Annotated in this window: 17 protein-coding genes; 7 read left to right on the top strand and 10 right to left on the bottom strand. The window is 51.1% G+C overall.

Translation table 11 applies throughout. From position 1 onward, the window contains the following. Positions 1-86 precede the first annotated feature (86 nt). Genes MJ643_RS26300 through MJ643_RS26290 form a run of 3 tightly spaced genes read left to right on the top strand, consistent with a single transcriptional unit; the run spans position 87 to position 1061 of the window. A complete protein-coding gene (locus MJ643_RS26300) occupies positions 87-374 on the top strand; it encodes a hypothetical protein (protein ID WP_156858353.1) in 288 nt (95 codons plus the stop codon). After that, positions 355-639, top strand: a complete 285-nt coding sequence (locus MJ643_RS26295) for a hypothetical protein (RefSeq protein WP_156858352.1) — start codon at positions 355-357, stop codon at positions 637-639. The genes MJ643_RS26300 and MJ643_RS26295 overlap by 20 nt, the downstream gene beginning before the upstream one ends. Next, positions 636-1061 (top strand): hypothetical protein, encoded by a 426-nt coding sequence (locus tag MJ643_RS26290; RefSeq protein WP_156858351.1) that lies wholly within the window; start codon positions 636-638, stop codon positions 1059-1061. The genes MJ643_RS26295 and MJ643_RS26290 overlap by 4 nt, the downstream gene beginning before the upstream one ends. A 55-nt stretch (positions 1062-1116) precedes the next feature. Here the strand turns inward: MJ643_RS26290 and MJ643_RS26285 are convergent, their stop codons facing one another. Further along, on the bottom strand, positions 1117-1536 hold the full coding sequence (locus tag MJ643_RS26285; protein WP_156858350.1) for a hypothetical protein: 420 nt from the start codon (positions 1534-1536) through the stop codon (positions 1117-1119). A gap of 175 nt (positions 1537-1711) precedes the next feature. Here MJ643_RS26285 and MJ643_RS26280 point away from each other — a divergent pair, with 175 nt between their 5' ends. Genes MJ643_RS26280 through MJ643_RS26270 form a run of 3 tightly spaced genes read left to right on the top strand, consistent with a single transcriptional unit; the run spans position 1712 to position 3648 of the window. Then, positions 1712-2686, top strand: a complete 975-nt coding sequence (locus MJ643_RS26280; protein ID WP_247727108.1) for a hypothetical protein — start codon at positions 1712-1714, stop codon at positions 2684-2686. 57 nt (positions 2687-2743) lie between these two features. After that, positions 2744-3304 carry a hypothetical protein gene (locus tag MJ643_RS26275; protein ID WP_156859616.1) on the top strand — a complete coding sequence of 187 codons (561 nt, stop codon included), beginning with the start codon at positions 2744-2746 and terminating at the stop codon, positions 3302-3304. Next, entirely contained in the window at positions 3301-3648 is a 348-nt protein-coding gene (locus tag MJ643_RS26270; protein ID WP_156859617.1) for a hypothetical protein, read from the top strand. Before MJ643_RS26275 ends, MJ643_RS26270 begins: the two co-directional genes overlap by 4 nt. Position 3649: 1 nt before the next feature. On the opposite strand, the gene MJ643_RS26265 is transcribed toward MJ643_RS26270, so the two are convergent. The 7 genes from MJ643_RS26265 to MJ643_RS26235 form a co-directional block, all read right to left on the bottom strand. After that, a complete protein-coding gene (locus MJ643_RS26265; RefSeq protein WP_247727107.1) occupies positions 3650-6019 on the bottom strand; it encodes a phage tail protein in 2370 nt (789 codons plus the stop codon). Positions 6020-6049: 30 nt separating this feature from the next. After that, positions 6050-6850: a phage BR0599 family protein gene (locus MJ643_RS26260; RefSeq protein WP_247727106.1), complete on the bottom strand. Its 801-nt coding sequence runs from the start codon at positions 6848-6850 to the stop codon at positions 6050-6052. Beyond that, positions 6807-8339, bottom strand: coding sequence for a hypothetical protein (locus MJ643_RS26255; protein ID WP_247727105.1), 1533 nt, complete (start codon positions 8337-8339; stop codon positions 6807-6809). The genes MJ643_RS26260 and MJ643_RS26255 overlap by 44 nt, the downstream gene beginning before the upstream one ends. Continuing rightward, on the bottom strand, positions 8336-9235 hold the full coding sequence (locus MJ643_RS26250; RefSeq protein ID WP_247727104.1) for a hypothetical protein: 900 nt from the start codon (positions 9233-9235) through the stop codon (positions 8336-8338). Before MJ643_RS26250 ends, MJ643_RS26255 begins: the two co-directional genes overlap by 4 nt. Before the next feature lie 38 nt (positions 9236-9273). Next, the gene (locus MJ643_RS26245) at positions 9274-10146 is read right to left on the bottom strand and encodes a hypothetical protein (protein WP_247727103.1); all 873 of its coding nucleotides are present in this window, start codon (positions 10144-10146) and stop codon (positions 9274-9276) included. 34 nt (positions 10147-10180) lie between these two features. After that, the gene (locus tag MJ643_RS26240; protein WP_247727102.1) at positions 10181-12955 is read right to left on the bottom strand and encodes a phage tail tape measure protein; all 2775 of its coding nucleotides are present in this window, start codon (positions 12953-12955) and stop codon (positions 10181-10183) included. Positions 12956-13262: 307 nt separating this feature from the next. Further along, entirely contained in the window at positions 13263-13670 is a 408-nt protein-coding gene (locus tag MJ643_RS26235; RefSeq protein WP_247727101.1) for a hypothetical protein, read from the bottom strand. Between the two features lie 104 nt (positions 13671-13774). On the opposite strand from MJ643_RS26235, the gene MJ643_RS26230 reads away from it, so the two are divergent. Continuing rightward, positions 13775-14119 carry a hypothetical protein gene (locus MJ643_RS26230; protein ID WP_247727100.1) on the top strand — a complete coding sequence of 115 codons (345 nt, stop codon included), beginning with the start codon at positions 13775-13777 and terminating at the stop codon, positions 14117-14119. A 121-nt stretch (positions 14120-14240) separates the two neighbouring features. Here MJ643_RS26230 and MJ643_RS26225 read toward each other — a convergent pair whose 3' ends face one another. Together MJ643_RS26225 and MJ643_RS26220 are read right to left on the bottom strand one after the other, a co-directional pair. Beyond that, a complete protein-coding gene (locus MJ643_RS26225) occupies positions 14241-14744 on the bottom strand; it encodes a hypothetical protein (protein ID WP_247727099.1) in 504 nt (167 codons plus the stop codon). Between the two features lie 67 nt (positions 14745-14811). Continuing rightward, on the bottom strand, positions 14812-15429 hold a 618-nt coding region (locus MJ643_RS26220; RefSeq protein WP_247727098.1), incomplete at its 5' end, for a hypothetical protein.

Raw genomic sequence — 15429 nt, 5'->3', positions numbered from 1 at the left:
AGGCATTGTCGCGATATGCTTTTGCCACTATATTATTGCTGGCAGCACTAGCAGGCGCTACAATCCAGGCGTAAAGAGGAGGCGGCATGGCTACTAATGCTCTGATTTATGACGCTTACATACTGTGCACCGACCGGATAATTGACGTGGTCGGTCTTGCATACGGCGTTGTCGACGATGAAGAATTCGATGGCGAAGTGCACCAGACATTCCCGTTGCGTAAAGCTTGGGTTGACGACATGGGAATCGGCGTAATCGACTCGCAGCGCCACCAATACATGATCCTTAGTCTCGATGATCAACGAATGGACTTTTTCGGCAATTTGCACCGCCTGCTTGCCCTGAGTTTTTTGCATGACAAACCAACCAACTGAGCTTTGGATTTTCCAAAATGCAGTTTTTGCGCACTGGCAGGGCGGCATCACTGTTTTTGGTTTTGCTTACAAAGCTGAGGATGGTATTGAGTCGGGGACTGGGCATCACACCAAGCTGCAGGAGGCTTGGCTTGAGGGGACACACCTGCATTTCCATGGCGCTGATGGCCGAACCTACCGGGTTATGTCCAGGGCGGTGGCGGATTTTTCGGATGCAACGGACGCTTACGATGAGGTTTTATCAATGACAAGGGGAGAGGAATGAGGGTCAACTGGCTGGTTCCGGTGCGCCGACTTTGGAGCCTCGTGCGCTGGATTGTGCATCAGATTAACGTGTGGGGCGGGGTTTTGATTTCCATTCCCCTAATTCCAATTATTTGGTACTGCGTGCTGATGGCAAAAGGGGTTAAGCGAATTAGGCGTATTGTAAAGCGCGCACTTAGCCCTGCTGACCATTTCCTTACCGATGCCGTTGCGGACGACTACGGATGGATTTATGGCCAGGTTGATGATGATACCTCCGCGCTTGGCTTGTTTGCAGAGCTATTTGTTGAGTCACGCCTTGTAAAGCAGGGGTTAATGCTTCGAGACGGCGATGGCAAGACGTTCCTAATAAAATCGTTCGAACCCGGCCAAAAGCCCGCGCAACTGGCTCCATTGCTTGGCGAGGCATTCCTCCTGGACTGAGGTTTGCCTCGGCGCCACTGTAGCCAGCTATCGCTCGAAGCTGGCTTTGCTGGTGTTAGATCAACAACGTCCTCAGCTTATCTATGTTTAGGTAACAAATTTCCTTTACAGTGTATAGGCCTACAGAAACAAGGTCTGCCGCTCGATTGTAAGCTTGTTGGTCGCCGCCTATGAGATTTACGGCGGCCATAAGTGCAATTTTGTCGAATTCGGTAAGCTCCTCTTCCTCCTGCCCATACGCAGCTATAAACTCCTCTTCCTCCGCAACTTCGTTGGCGCTAGAGGCCAAATACCTAAGCCCGGCTGCGCCGAAAGGGGCGATAACCTCCAGGATGGTCTCAACAAGCTCATCGAGGTCGGCCTTTGAATTATGCTTATATTCAACGGCGCAGTCACAATCATTGCGATACAAATCGCCACTAGCAATAATTTTTGCTGCCAGATCTTGGCGATCAATCAAACTCATAGCACCCATTGTTATTCTCCTTTTAGGTCAGGCATGAAAACATATTATTGAATTGGACAGGCCGACGCAATAAATAAATGCAATCTATATAAAGGTAGTTTGATGTCAAATTGCCCTGTCGCGGTATTGCACTGCCTGGAACCCCTTATATAATGGGCGTATAGAGGGATTTTCGAGGTTTCCAATGAGCAAAAAGCTGTCGACACTACTTGTCGCAATTGCCTTCCTTTTGTCTAGCGTAACTGCAATTTCGGTTGCGCTCGCCATGTACGCTTTGATTGACGATAAGAGGTTGGCGCTGCTTTTTGCGGGTGCTGCAGTTTTGTTGGACATATTTAAGTACCTGGCTTGGCCTGTTGCTATACGGGTTTTGCGGGGCACTAGCGCGGTGCTGACAATTGGTTGTGCGTTGATGCTGTCTGTTGTGAGTGGATGGGCCACCTATGATCGACTAATGACATCAATTAGTGTGAGTAAGGCAACTCATGAGGCCATGACAACTGAGCGCGTTGCTGCTCTTGCTAGTATGGCTCAGAAAGACTCGGCATTGATTTCCCAGTTGGATAAAGAGATATCCGATGCAGCAGCTCAAGCCAATGATTTGCGTGCGCGGGGGATGGTTTCCAGGGCCCTCGAACTTGAGGAGTCGGTTGGTACTCGCACAGCCACTCAGCGTGCTCAGGCCCTGGCACGTATCAATGCTGGCTCCCTGGAAATTGCGCACATCAAGTCCGCAGTAGCGAAAGCATCGAGCCTTCCGCCGTTGTTCGCGCAGTTTTTGTGTCTGGGTTTTGCGATGGCCCTGGAGGTCGTTCCGGCCCTGATTTTGGCTGGCGTGCGGAGCTCTGTACGCCATGATAGGCATGATGTAGTTTCAGCTGCCAGCGAAACGCCATCATTCGATACCGCATCGCAGCCGGACAGGGAGTCGGAAATGCTGGAAACGCCAAAAACCGCAGAAACCCTGCCAGATTCGAACGCGGAAATCTTAAAAATCCTGGTCGCCCAGACAAAAAAACTAGCACCCGGATCGCCCGTAAAGATCAAAGAATTTGCAAAAAACTCCAGAATCGGAAACCTCCGCGCAGGCACTATTTTCAAGGAGGCCGAAAGTTTGGGGGTAATCAAAAAAACCACTATCGGTTATGTTGCGACCTGATTAAGCTATTAACTAGCTACGATCTTGAATTCTCAGTTTTATAACGGAATATTTATCATGAGAAGATTTCGAACTACTGCAATAATCCTTGGTGTTGGGGTGCTAATATCAAAGTTTGCAATCGGGATGAATGCCTCTCCACTGCAAAATGACTGGCATGGCCCCGTATTTTCTTATGGGTCGTGGCGCAATGGATATCCCGATGCTGGTAAAAAGTATACTGGGGTGACATTTTATATCAGGGAGTATAAAAGTGCGGCAAAAACTGGGAGTCCAAATAGCGTTGTTATGCGCTTTTCCGGGCCAAAGGAGAGGTTGGCCGCACTTGGCGTTACGGATCAGCCGATACTTTGCAGTATAAGAAAAGAGGTTGTGGTTGGTAGAGTGCCATTCCCCAAAAGATATGAGCTGTACAATTCATCTGGGGGCTATTCGTCCTATAATTTAAATAGCCCTTTTTGCAAGAATATTGCATTAGAGGAAACAGGTTGGAGTGATCTAAATATTATCTTTAGTGATCGCGATATTATGGCAAGCGTCGAAAGGCATAATGCTCGCGGCCTTATTATTGGCTACTATCAGTCGAGTAACTTTTCGGAATGGATGGCCGGGAAATGAAAACTAAAGAATTTTATGCAGCAAAGTATCAGGGTGCCTGGTTTTTGTTTCTGTTGGTGATTTTTACACCGGCACTGATGGTAAGCGTGGAGGCCTCCGAACTGACCGTATCGGAAACATACGGCTACGCCTTTAGTTATATTGCTGAGCATACTTTTGTTTGGCTAGGGTATTTGTTGTTTGTGCCGGTCGGGACTATAGCTTGCTTGCTCCCAAACGACGCTGCGGGGATAATTGTGATTCCGCATTTAATCTTTGGGGACTTAACTATTTTTGCCGTTTGGATATTTGTTGCTACGACTTATCCGCCTTTTTACAGGGGCGATGCCATCCTTGGCGAGTGAATTATCGACTCACTTGTACTGCAATACTCGCTGAGTCTGCAAACCCTGGCTTTTGAGCGCTGATCTCAAAAGTCAGGCTGCTGTAGTAAGCCCCGCCGTTCAGTGCCAGCTCATCATCAAATCTCCAGGTGTTGCCGGTAATGCCGCCCACAGTTTTTACGACCGAACCTCCCGAGCGCACAACAACCTGGTACGTCGCATCGCCCGCCTGATCGACATCATCGCCATAAAACACAACTGCCGGCACAGCCCCGTCGCGCACCCTCCAGGTCACCGTCGCAACACCCGAGATCTGCCCGCCGCCCTCGACACCGTTTACTCGGACGCGCCCCGGAGCCCACGGCGCCACGTTTGCTCCTGCAACGCTATAAGTCCGCACCACGGCATCATCGACATCGAGCACCCCGGTCTGCGTCCTGGGCAGCATCCGCAACGCAACTGATTCGCCCTTGCCGTATTGCCAGTCGGTGATTCCATATCCCTCCGAAACTGCCCAAACCCTTGCCCCCGCAGGGTGAGCAATCGGCTTTGTTCCAAAAAGCCCTCGGTTGATCAGGCCCAAAGTCACAGTAGTGGTGTTGCCGACGACGACAGTTTGGTAAGAGATCCACTCCTTGCCGGCAGCACTAACAATTAGCATAAGTCCAAGCCCCTGGCGCACCTCTTCCCCGGTCAGCGATGACAGCTCCGCAGAAGGCCCAGACAGCACCAGGCTCGAATCCGTCCACCCACTCGCCATCACTGCAGTAGTAGCAAACAGTGGCGTAAACGGCATTACCCCAGCATCCACGTATCCGCTATCAACACCACCACGAACCTGCAGCTGGTAGTCCAGAGCAACACCGGGACTTTCAGCAACAACGAGCACGCTCCCGGTGGTTTGATTTGTCGTCAAAATCACCGGAGCGTCCACAATGTCGAATCGGGTGATGTCGGTCGGCTCGAATGTGGGCTTTACCCAGGTGCGCTCGGAGCCATCGGCATACAGGCTCATAAAAACCCCGAAAACGTCCTGTACGAGGGTGAGGCGTACTGAGCCGTCCTGGGGCGAGCCGAGATCAACACCTGTTACACGCATCACTAGGTTATCGACGCCTTCGGCTGGCCAGCTAAGCCTTACAACATCCCCGACTTCCGTGTGTGCTGGGCCACGGTTGCATTCAGCTGTGCAAGTCGCGAGTGGTACGGAGATGCTCGTCATTTCACGCATGGCGATTTTATTTGCAAGCTCCCTGGTACTCACCATTGGCATCTGCACGGTTTGGCCGTCTGAGTCTCCCTTGTGGATTCTGAGTGCACCGTTTTGAGCGATTACTGTACGTTCGCTAAAGTCGTCCGCGATGCTCGTGTACTTGAGTTTTACTTCGGTGATCGCAGTATCGAGCGAGCCCCTTGTAAAGTTACCTAGGTTCTTGATGTTTGCTTGGTTGAGTAGGGGGAGGGCGTTGACGTCGTAGTCGTTTCGGATGAGTTTGAGCTTGAGTGCGCCAGTGGCGGGGTCGGTTTGCAGTGAGCCTTGTATGACGCGCTTGATGTCATCAATGACGTCGCCTGCGGTGGTGGACGAGTCAATGATAGCGGATATGCCCATACCCTCGTCATGGAGGGTTTTTGCAGCTGCAAGGAAGGTGTCGAGGTCGATGCTAGAGTAGCCCAGGTCAGCGCCGTACAGCCCGTTAGTAATCAGCTCGTAAATAAAAAACGATGGGTTCGCGTCGAGACCGATTTGCTCGTACTGCGTGTATCGCTCGTCAGGAGATTTGGGGAAACGACTGGCTACAAAACTGACGGCCTGTGGACTGGCCGAGTTGCCAATGTACATCCCTTCGAGAACACAGTACGACACACCACGGATGGCCGAGACCAAGTCGCTTCCAACCTTGCCGACCAGGTACGGATTCGACGTCTGAGTCCAACTGCCAGGATAAAATCGAATCGTGCCAGACACGCCGCCCGACCCACTGGTATCGCCCCCAAAAAGCGAAGGTTTGTCGATTGCAATCGGCCCGCCCGAGCTCAAGCCAGACCACGCAACGTCGTCACCGAACCTGATTTCGCGGAGCAGGGTGTCAGGGCCGTGGCAAATACCGAGCTGTACACCCATATAGTAGCGGTAGCCAACAACGGTCTTTTTTGATCCAAACAGGCCTTTTTGAACTTGCTTAATAGCCGAGGTGCGGAGATCGCCATACCAAAGGACATTAGGCCCGGAAATCCTGCGAGTTCCAGCCAGCACTTGGATCGGTCGCTCTGCCGCCGAGGGAAAGCTAAAGTCCTCAAGGCCGGCTGCAGTTGGCTTTTCCGCTTTTGGCTGCATGCGAGCCATCGCTACCATCGACAGGATAAACATCGCAGCCATAAACCAAACCATCAGGTGCTTCCTTTTTATTATTTTTATTGATTAGTAAACTTGAAACGGGTTATCGCTGGGGATAGTCAAAAAGCCTAGGAAATTATCAAAATTCCCAAAAGAGTGGCAGGCAGCAGCAGAGTGGTCACAGCCTTTTGCAACCTGGACGGAGTCTCCAACCTTTAACCCGTCAATCGGTGACATTAAGTTAAAAGAATTGCCAGAACAGGATGTAATCATCCGGAAGTCACTTCCATTCTTTGATAACAAACCTGTGATGTAGTAGTCGTCAGCGTTCTGTTTGCTGGCTACTTCGACTGTAAATCCATTGTCTTTTATCGCAGTGACCCTGGTGTCTTCTTGCCAGTCTTGGATTTGCAGTCCGCAGCGCGTGTCGTACAGGTGGTGGTTGCATTGGCTCTGGTAGCCGCAGCGGAGAACTTGGCGACCTAATGCCCTGGATATCGGGTTGCAGTCGAGGGACGCGACGGAGTTGTTCCAGGTTACGCTCGTGACCTCGCCGGCAAAAATATTGATTGATTCGCCTGGTAGGTCGCGTTGCGTCTGAAAAACCTTAATGGAGACGTGGTTTGACGGCAAATGGCTGCGGAATAGCAACGGGACTGGGGAGTTGCCGGGCATGTCGATACTCAGCTTGTTTTTGTAGTCCTCCGCCGTGCGTTGGACTTTACCGCGCTTTAGGCTCAATGGTGTATAAACCAGGCCGTCAGTGTGGAGGTGCTGCTTGCTGCCGCTGGTGTAGGCGTACTTTTCCGTCCCGTGCTCAAATAGGAAGAGTTCTACGGGCCTAGACAGTGATAGAGCTGCTTGAATCGATTGCAGGGTCAGCATAAAGTAGTTGCCGTATATTTTTAGTTATGGTCGACACTTCGCTGGTGTCGAAAATGTAGCGAAATTCATCGGAGTCGAATCTAGCAAGGTAAAGCGGTACGATTGTTTCAATGTCGCTGGTTTTCAGGTTGTTCGTGAGTTCTTTTGTTGTGATTGTTTCTGTGCCATCTGGGTTGGTAGTGGCGCTCAGGATTGTTTTGTAAATAGTAGTTCCATTGTACAGCTTAATTGCAATGTTTGTTGCGAGGGAGTGGCTGTTAGCGAAGTTAGTGTATCCGCTGCTTTTAATTTTGAATTTGTAGGTTGGGACGACGACATCTTCGCTGAGCTCAAACGCTTGGCCTGGGCCCTCCATGTAGAACTCACCCTGTGCGCCGTTCATGAGTTCGGCGAAGTCCTCGAATCTTTGGCGCTCGGATTCGCTGAAGAATGTGAATGTTTGGCCCAGTACTTTCACTGATCCGCGTGCCCGGTTGTAGATGCTGCGTGCACCGATCAGTGGATCTAGAGTTTCACGCAGGCGGCTGTATTGCGTCGTGAGGTCTTTGGATCTGTCCGGTCTGAACGGGAAGATTGGCCTGGCATTAAGGCGCTCGAAGTCGTCGACTGGGGCTGGTTTTCGGATCTTAGTTTCGTCCAGATCATAGGTAATCGTGTGCTGGTCGAGGCCTCGCAGAAGCGATGTGGAATTCGACTCGTCTGCTGGGTATGCGATGCGCAGCGGGACTACGATTGCTGACTCGGAGAAGTCATTCTTAGCCAAGCTGGATATGGTCACCGCTCGGCCATCGACTGACTCAACGGACAGAACTTCATGACGGTCATTTTCGGATATCAGGATGGTTTCTGAGCTCGCCAGGTGTGCCGACAGATCAGCCAGGGAAATGCGTGTTTCGCCAGCCGAGATGCCACGGGACAATCGGCACTGCAGTGGCCACAGGGGCACCAGCATGCTTCCGGAGGACGTAGCTAGCTTGTTGTCAAACTGGTACTGCTGTTCGTCAGTCATGCTGTACAAATAGCTCACCGAGAGCCTTGGGGTGTCACGAAGGGCAATGCGTTGCTCAGTGCCATCAAAAGACTCGATGACCTCTGTCAGGTACTGAATGCTCATTTCGGGCTGCGTCGACCAGTCAATGCGCTCAGGCATTACGAGTGCCATTGAGCAGGTCAGGCTGAAGCGGTGGGAAGAGCCGGTTCCAAAATCGAAGTCCGCTGTGTAGTCGATCAGCCCATTTGCTTGGTTAAGAGAAATCTTGTAATCAAACGATTCGAAAGACGCCAGTGCGCCAGATGTGACACCGATGAGCTCGATGCCATATGAGCCTGCCTGTGTGATGCCAGCCAGTTGCCGTGGTGTCGTGAACGAATGCCATAGTTCGAACGAATATTCTGCCCCTGGCACAACGACTCCAGCATCAATCTCCGCTGGAGTGAGGAATACGTTGTCGAAAAAATAAGTGCCGAAGCTCTTCGCGATTTGGTTCATGCAGTGGAATCCAGGAGCACAGCGATGCCCAGGTTGAAATGAGGGTAATTCCTGTCAGCGGGGAATGCTTTGGCGTACTGGGGGAAGACCAGAAAGCGATGAGCTCCGAGCTCGTACACGGCACCAGGATCGAAAGAATCCATAGGAACGAGGAATACATCCGGTAGCTCGGCATACGGAGCAAACCCACCGCCGTATTCCGTGAATAGGGTTATCGGGATCAGGCCATCCATCCCACCAACCAGGCTTTTCGCTCGCGACACTGCTCCAACATTGCCGTATGCAGTACCGTTCTGGTGAAAATGAGGAACGCCGACCAGAGTGCCCTGACTGCTCGGCCTCAGGGCCCCCCAGGTACGCGACCCTACATCCCATCCACTCCACTCAACATGTGAGAGGCGAACCCCAAAGGTCGCGTAAGCGTTGGCAAACAAAGGCTGTTTCTGCGTGCTGAGATAGCTCTCAGTGGACGTCACGAACTGCCCACCCGACCCCGGAGACAGTACAGGCAATACGCCAAAAGACAGGCAGGAATAGAGGCCCCCAGCACGCTCTGTTACAAGCATCGCCAAGTCATCCGACACAAAAAAATGGCACACGCCGGCACCATCACCAGATTCCACGTAGCACTTGGGTGAGGACTGAAATCCAGGCTGGGTTACAAAGCCTGCAGTATTGCTATACCCACCGGCAGCCGACACGATAACCCCATGCTGCCCAATGCTGCTGGCTGCGTAGTAGTCAACGTATGGACTGGATTCACCAAAGCTCCGCAGGCAGAAAAACGCATCTCCACGCGAGATCATCAACTGAATGCCAATTCGAGGGTCACTGAATCCGCCGTAGCGATTTACAGTCCAGCCCTCCAACTCCAGGCGCTGCTTGATCACGGCCACGAGGTCATCCGCTGACGTGTAGCGCGACGAGTAGTGCCTCATGTCAACCTCAACCCATAAGTCTCGGTAGCCTTGCTCACATTCGGCACCACCAGGTAATCCACACCGTCAACGGCAACAACAGACTCAGCAGCACGACCTTGCGGTATGGCAAAAACACCATCCAAATACCCCAACCACTGCCCATCATCAGCATTCAACATGTCGGCATCAGACGACCGCCCAGAGCTCACCACCAGGGCTGGATATACCACCGCACTGCCATCAATTTTCGAGCGCAGGCGATGGAATTTCCCATCAAACGGGTGAATAAAGCCGTATGAATATGAGTACGGAAATTCGCTAGTAAACGAGCTGTTCCCGCCTGAGTTGCCACCAACGATCTGCCAGGCACCAGTAGGCAAGCAGACCTTGGGGCAAAACTGATTACCGCCCGACATAAACGGATACGCCGATTCCCTTGACCCGCCCAGCTCACCCGACCCTCCGATAAAACAGGGAAACGGATACACACGATTAGACCCAAAAGGCAGGATCAGCCCTGCATAAAAAGAGTAGTACAAAGTCCCCGACTTAATGACTCCGCACAACCGGCGAGAATTAATAAGAGTCCACACCTTCACTTCCCCTGCAGGAAGCACAAATCGCGGCAAGAAGGGCGAATACGCATAGCTAAACCCACCCGCCTGGCCGGCAGCAGGTTGCTCAGGATCGAAATCCCGAAAGGCCTGAACCTCAACAACCCCAGCTCCAACCACAAACGCCACAAACCCCTGGCCACCCGGCAGCCCAAATACCTTTTCCGACGAGGTATCCCGAACTACCGCCCAGCCATTTGACGGCAAAAGATCAGCACAAAGCAATGTAAGCCACTCGGCACCAGTGGCGTAAGTTTGGATAGCTACTGTCATATTATTATTCTTCTCGATCAGTAGCTATATATTATCACATGTTCTTTATCTCGTTTCTGTTTGCACGGAAAACGTTCATGATTGCAGCTTCGCCATGAGGGCCTTCCATCACGCTTGCGATAGCTGGGGCGTCAATCATATTATTGATCGTGATCCTTGGAGCTTGATCAGCCTGGCCTTTGCTTCCTTTGCCTAAGTTATTGCGATGACGAGGATCACTTGCTGTCAGCATTTCTTCGCCTTTTTCGGCAATAATCGGAACCTCATTGGGTTTTAGTCCCATAATTCCACCAGTGTGATATCTCGGGGCGTTGGCGAAAAAGCTCCATGGGACACTGCGAGAGCGACCTGGGTCACCGATCCCACCACCGCTATGCTTTACTCCTGCGCCAATCATCCCCAACAGTCCGCTGGCTCCGCTACTTGCACCGCCTGTGTACGCTGATAGCATTGACTGAATCGCCAGCTGGATGAGCAGTTTCGCAATGATTTTCGAGACTTCGGTGAGAACACCTTGAGCGAAGTCGGAAAACGCCTCTTTCGCGGATTTGGTGCCAGAGATAAAGTCGGTGAAAAGACCTTCCAGACCTCCCTGCAGGCTGTCCGAGACGGTATCTGTCAGCGTTGCCAGGTCAAACACTTCGGCCCGTGCAGCCTTGGCCGCAGCCCGCACTTTTTCCAGGTCTGCCGGATTGCCAGTGACTTCCGCAGCCTTGGTGCCACGCTCCTCAAGCTTGTTCGCCTGGTCGAGGTAGTCAAAGGGTGAGATCTGATGCTTCTCAAGCTTTGACTTCAAACTGGCGTACTGGCGCTCAATCTCGGCCATCTCGGCTTGGGCTTTTTTTGCGCTGATTAGCTTTTGGATGGCCGTGGAGTCGTCGCCCAGGGACTCCAAGTTTTTGATCGTGTCTTTGAAATCTGACTCGATCTTTTTTATGTCAGCGCTGAACTGGTCGCCGCCTATGGCCAGGAGCTCGATCTCGGCGTCGGCTTTGATTTGTTGGAGCTGCTGCTTAATTACGCCCAGTTCTGCAGCACGCTCGGCTTTGAGGAGTGCAGCTTGGTTGATCAGCTCGGCGCCAATGGTGGCCTGGTCTGCGCGTTTAGAGGTGATGTCGGCCTCTAATTGATTGATCGTTGCCAGGATTCCAGGCCTGTCGTTCAAGTTCTGTGTGGCTGCGAGGAGCTTTTGCTGGCCTGCAAGGCTGCCCTGAAGAGCCTTGATGTCGACTTCGAGAGAGCGCTTTTTCTGCTCGCTAAGCTTCTTTGCAGCCTCCATCTCGATCTTGAATTTGGCGTCTGCGATCTGGACTGCAGACAGATTTTCAAGGCGAGCGCGCTCTTGTAAGCCAGACAGTTCAACCTGTTTCTTGGTGTCGATCTTCGAGATCGTGATGTCGATTTCTTTTTTAGCAAGATCAGCTTGGAGCTGTGCCTGGGTAGCGGCGATGGATGCCGAAGCCTCGGCGTTTTTGGTCTGAAGTTTTACGATCTTGTCCTGGTCGGACTTGTCTTTTCGTCTGGCTAGTTCAGCATTTGTTTTGTCCTCATTTTCAAGAATCTTGGCTTTGATTTTTGCCATGGTTTCTTCGGTTTGTTTTTGATAGTCGCCATCATTCCAAGTCTTGAAATTCTCAAGTCCAGACTTGTGTGCTTCGTCTTTTAATACCTTTAGTTGCTTGATCGTCTCGCCAATGCTTTTGTTTTCAGTTGCAACCTGGATTGGCTTGCTTGACGATTCCTGAAGACCAGTCAGAACGCCCTGGAATTTTGAAATCTGACCAGCAGCCGCATCCATGTTGAATGTTGCAGCAAACTGCTTCATTGGCTCAATGAAAGTTGAGTTCAGGAACTCAAGGTTCTTGGCGAAGGCGGCTCTGAAAACATTGACGAGGCCATTGGCGCTTTTTGTATAAATAGAGTCAAGTAATTGGAACTGTTTGAGGTTGAATGTGGCGAAGGACAGGACAACTTCTTTCATCGCGCTGTATGCAACCACGAACGCATTTTTGACCTGGACGGTGAAGTTGAGGCTTGCAACTACGCCGGAAAAAACATCAAGGAAGGTCTGTCCAATGTCCTTTACAGGTTCTTTCGTGTCTTTTGAGATACCAACGATGGCTTCGGTGATAAGCTCAGTTATCGCGGTTAGCTCTGGCGCCACGTCGGCAAGCATTTTGCTGAATGCAGTGCTGCCTACTTTTTCGAGCTGGGCGAATGATTTTCCAAGCTGAGCGACAGAGATTGTGTCGGTGTCGGAAAGTGTAAGGTTAAGCCGCTCCGCTTCTGCTCGAAGTTTCTTGAATTCGGCACCGCCATTGCGCAGAACCGGCAGCAGGTTCCTTAGCGAGTCAGACCCGATTTGGTCAAGGAATGTAAATGCTGAGTTATCGGACATCCCCTTAATCGTTTCAGATATTTTGTCTAACTGCTCCAGTGGGTTGAGCTTGTTAAACTTCTCTGCGGAGATGTTCATGACCTCAAAGAAATCAACTGCACCACCGGAGCCAATAGAGCTGAACTCCTCGATTTTTATACGCACCTCATCCAGCGCGTCAAGGAATTGATCGGGATTGACACTAGCACCACTGAATGCTGCATATTGAGCAGCGGTTAGCTCCTCCATCGAGACACCAAGGCGCCTGGCTGCAAAGTCGAGTTCAGTCAGCCCCTGAATAGTCTCCTTGATTGCGACAGCACCGCCAAACGCAGCGACCAGGGCGGTGACCTTGGCTGCAGTGCTTTTTAAGACGCTCGATGCCTCATCCTTAGCTTTAAGGATTAAGTTAATTACTGCATTACTAGCCATTCTCATTGCTCTCCGGCAATTTTCATCATCAAATCATTAAACGGTTTTGAGTCCCCTGAAACACAAGATATTCGGCTCAAGTGATTGCCATACATTTCTCCGAATAACTCCTCCCTGCGCAGCTCTTTTTGAACCGTTGCAATCTTGAAAAGTTTTCTAATCGAGTATTTGTATGGGTTTAGGGTCGCGTTGTTGTGACCCCTAGATATTAAAAGCTCGCAATTCGAAACTAGGGTGTCCAGGAAGTCTTCCAACTCTTCGCCTTCCTTGGCATTAGAAAGACGCTTTCGCTCTGCCTCGTAGTCCTTTACTTTTTCAGCAGCTGTACGAGTGTCGGCCCGAGTTTTACCAGGCTTTTTTTTAGACCGTCAGGAAAAGTAAGCGAGAACACTGCGGCGAGAAGTTCCACTTGTGTCATCAGCGGGAGGTTTTGTACGTGAGCGGCAGCTTCGGGCTCTTTGCAGCCGAGTGCGATACAGGCAGCACCGAAGCCAGGGAACTGGAGCATGATGCCCTTGGAGTTATCGGTATCCTTGAGATCTTCCTTGGCATTCTGCAGGAAGATTGCACCCAGGATCTTGCCGTGGCTATCAACAAGGCGGAAGAAGTCTTCGGTAGTAAGCCCGTAAACGTCAAAGGAAACTTCAGGTTTGTTTTCAACTGCCTGCGTGATTATGACTTTTTTGAATGGAACAACAAGATCGAGCAGAGACATGTGTGTCCTTTATTATTGTTTTTATATCAACATAATACCATTTCAATTGACATATATGTGGCCATGGTCAAGAATGGTTTGAGCTCAAAGGCATGAGGCCGGGAATGCAGAAAATATCGGAATTAACGCTTGCGGAGCGGGATGATTACGTTTGTCGTCAAAGTATCGCGGTTCTTCAGGCGTGCGGGTATGACATGCCGGAGGATGTGGCACTGGATTACTTGCTGGACTCGGAGGCGGTGCCAGGGTATCGGTTTGATGTGCTGGACTGCGTGTTTAACTGCATTGCATTTGTCCTACAGCATCGGCGTGATGATGCCGAGGCTAAGGAAGCGATGGAGAATCTGCTGCAGGAGGTTGGGGCAGAGCATATCAATTTGCTTACCGACCATCTTTTCAGGATTGCTGAGGCTGCGGCGAGGGGTGAGCTGGGGAAGCTGGTTGGTTAGTTCTTTTTGTGTTATGACCTGCAGTAAGCGTGGATGGTTTTTTAGCAATGCAAAAGGTCGGCGCAGAGCATGTTCGCATCTGACCGACCAGTTCTTCCATGGCTGCAGCTAATAAAAAGGTTTAGTGATTTTTTGTCGAGTTCAGCGACAGCATTACGCTACTTTCGAGCAACCCAGGAACACCCTGGATATACATAAATTGCAAAACATTACTGTCTTTAGTTTTCCACTGCCGACTTACCGCGTTTGGCATGTTTATGCTTTTGTCGGGAATGCTCTCGTAATACTTGTCAAGTTCGGAAAATAGGGTCAGCATTTTTTCCGTGGTGTTTATTTGTTTGTTTGCATTCACCGCAATGCGATATGGGTTTTTTTGGCCCTGAGCAAATGTGACCTCTACGCCACGGACGTCATGCCCAAAAACGGAAGAGGTCATTTCGAAGTTTTTGCAGGATAGTATTTGCTTGTCCTTGAGCGTAACATCCTTGCACACGAATCCCTTGGATTCCAGGTCGGCCCGATCAGACTTCATGGACACCCCAGCAAAATCCGGTGCTTTTTCCTGACTGCAGCCAGTGAGAGCCAAACCGATTGTTAGCGCTAGTACAACCTTCCCGGAATTCATGCTCACCTCGTGAGGAAAAAAAATTCTCGGAATTTTATACTAGCGCCAATGTAGTAGCAATTGGATGTTACTGGGCTACTACGTGCTCCTCTTTAAACATCTTTGACAGGCCGCTGCCCGTGACGGCTTTGGAAACCTGGAGCGTACCCTTGATCTCTTGGTCTGCATAGTCGCTGGACAGGAGCTGACGCTGAGCAGCAGGAGACAGAGCCACTTTGTGGTACGTTACTTTCACAGGGGTGTCGCTCTCGGCCAGGTTTACCCCGTCGAACACGATCATTACGTTGACGCCCGTATTCACCATTCCTTCGATCCTGCGCACCGCTGCTTTATCGTACACGACATCGACAAGGTCACCGTCAGTGACGCTGGAGCTCGCTGGGAAGTAAATCGAGCCGTTCGACACGACGTAGTCAGCGCCTAGGATCAGCGGGTCGACTTCCCCGGACACCTTGATGCTCGTGACACCTGCGATGATGCCGTCAACGATGATGCTACGACCCTTGTATGCCTTAGCCTTGGCGGTAGCACCGGCCTCAGCAACGTCCTCGGTAACCTGGCCAAACAGGGCGAGCTCCATCACTTCCGGGCTGAAAGACTTGAGGTTGATCGTGGCTTCAGCAGTGTTTTTAAGGAAATCCTGAAAAAGACTTCCTGATTTGGCAAAATCCCCGGACACCAATCG

This window comes from Pseudomonas sp. PNPG3, from assembly GCF_023093815.1.
In the GTDB taxonomy this organism is placed as follows: domain Bacteria; phylum Pseudomonadota; class Gammaproteobacteria; order Pseudomonadales; family Pseudomonadaceae; genus Aquipseudomonas; species Aquipseudomonas asiatica.
The sequence above is the reverse complement of the archived record's forward strand: the minus strand, read 5'-3'. Positions and strand labels throughout refer to the sequence as shown.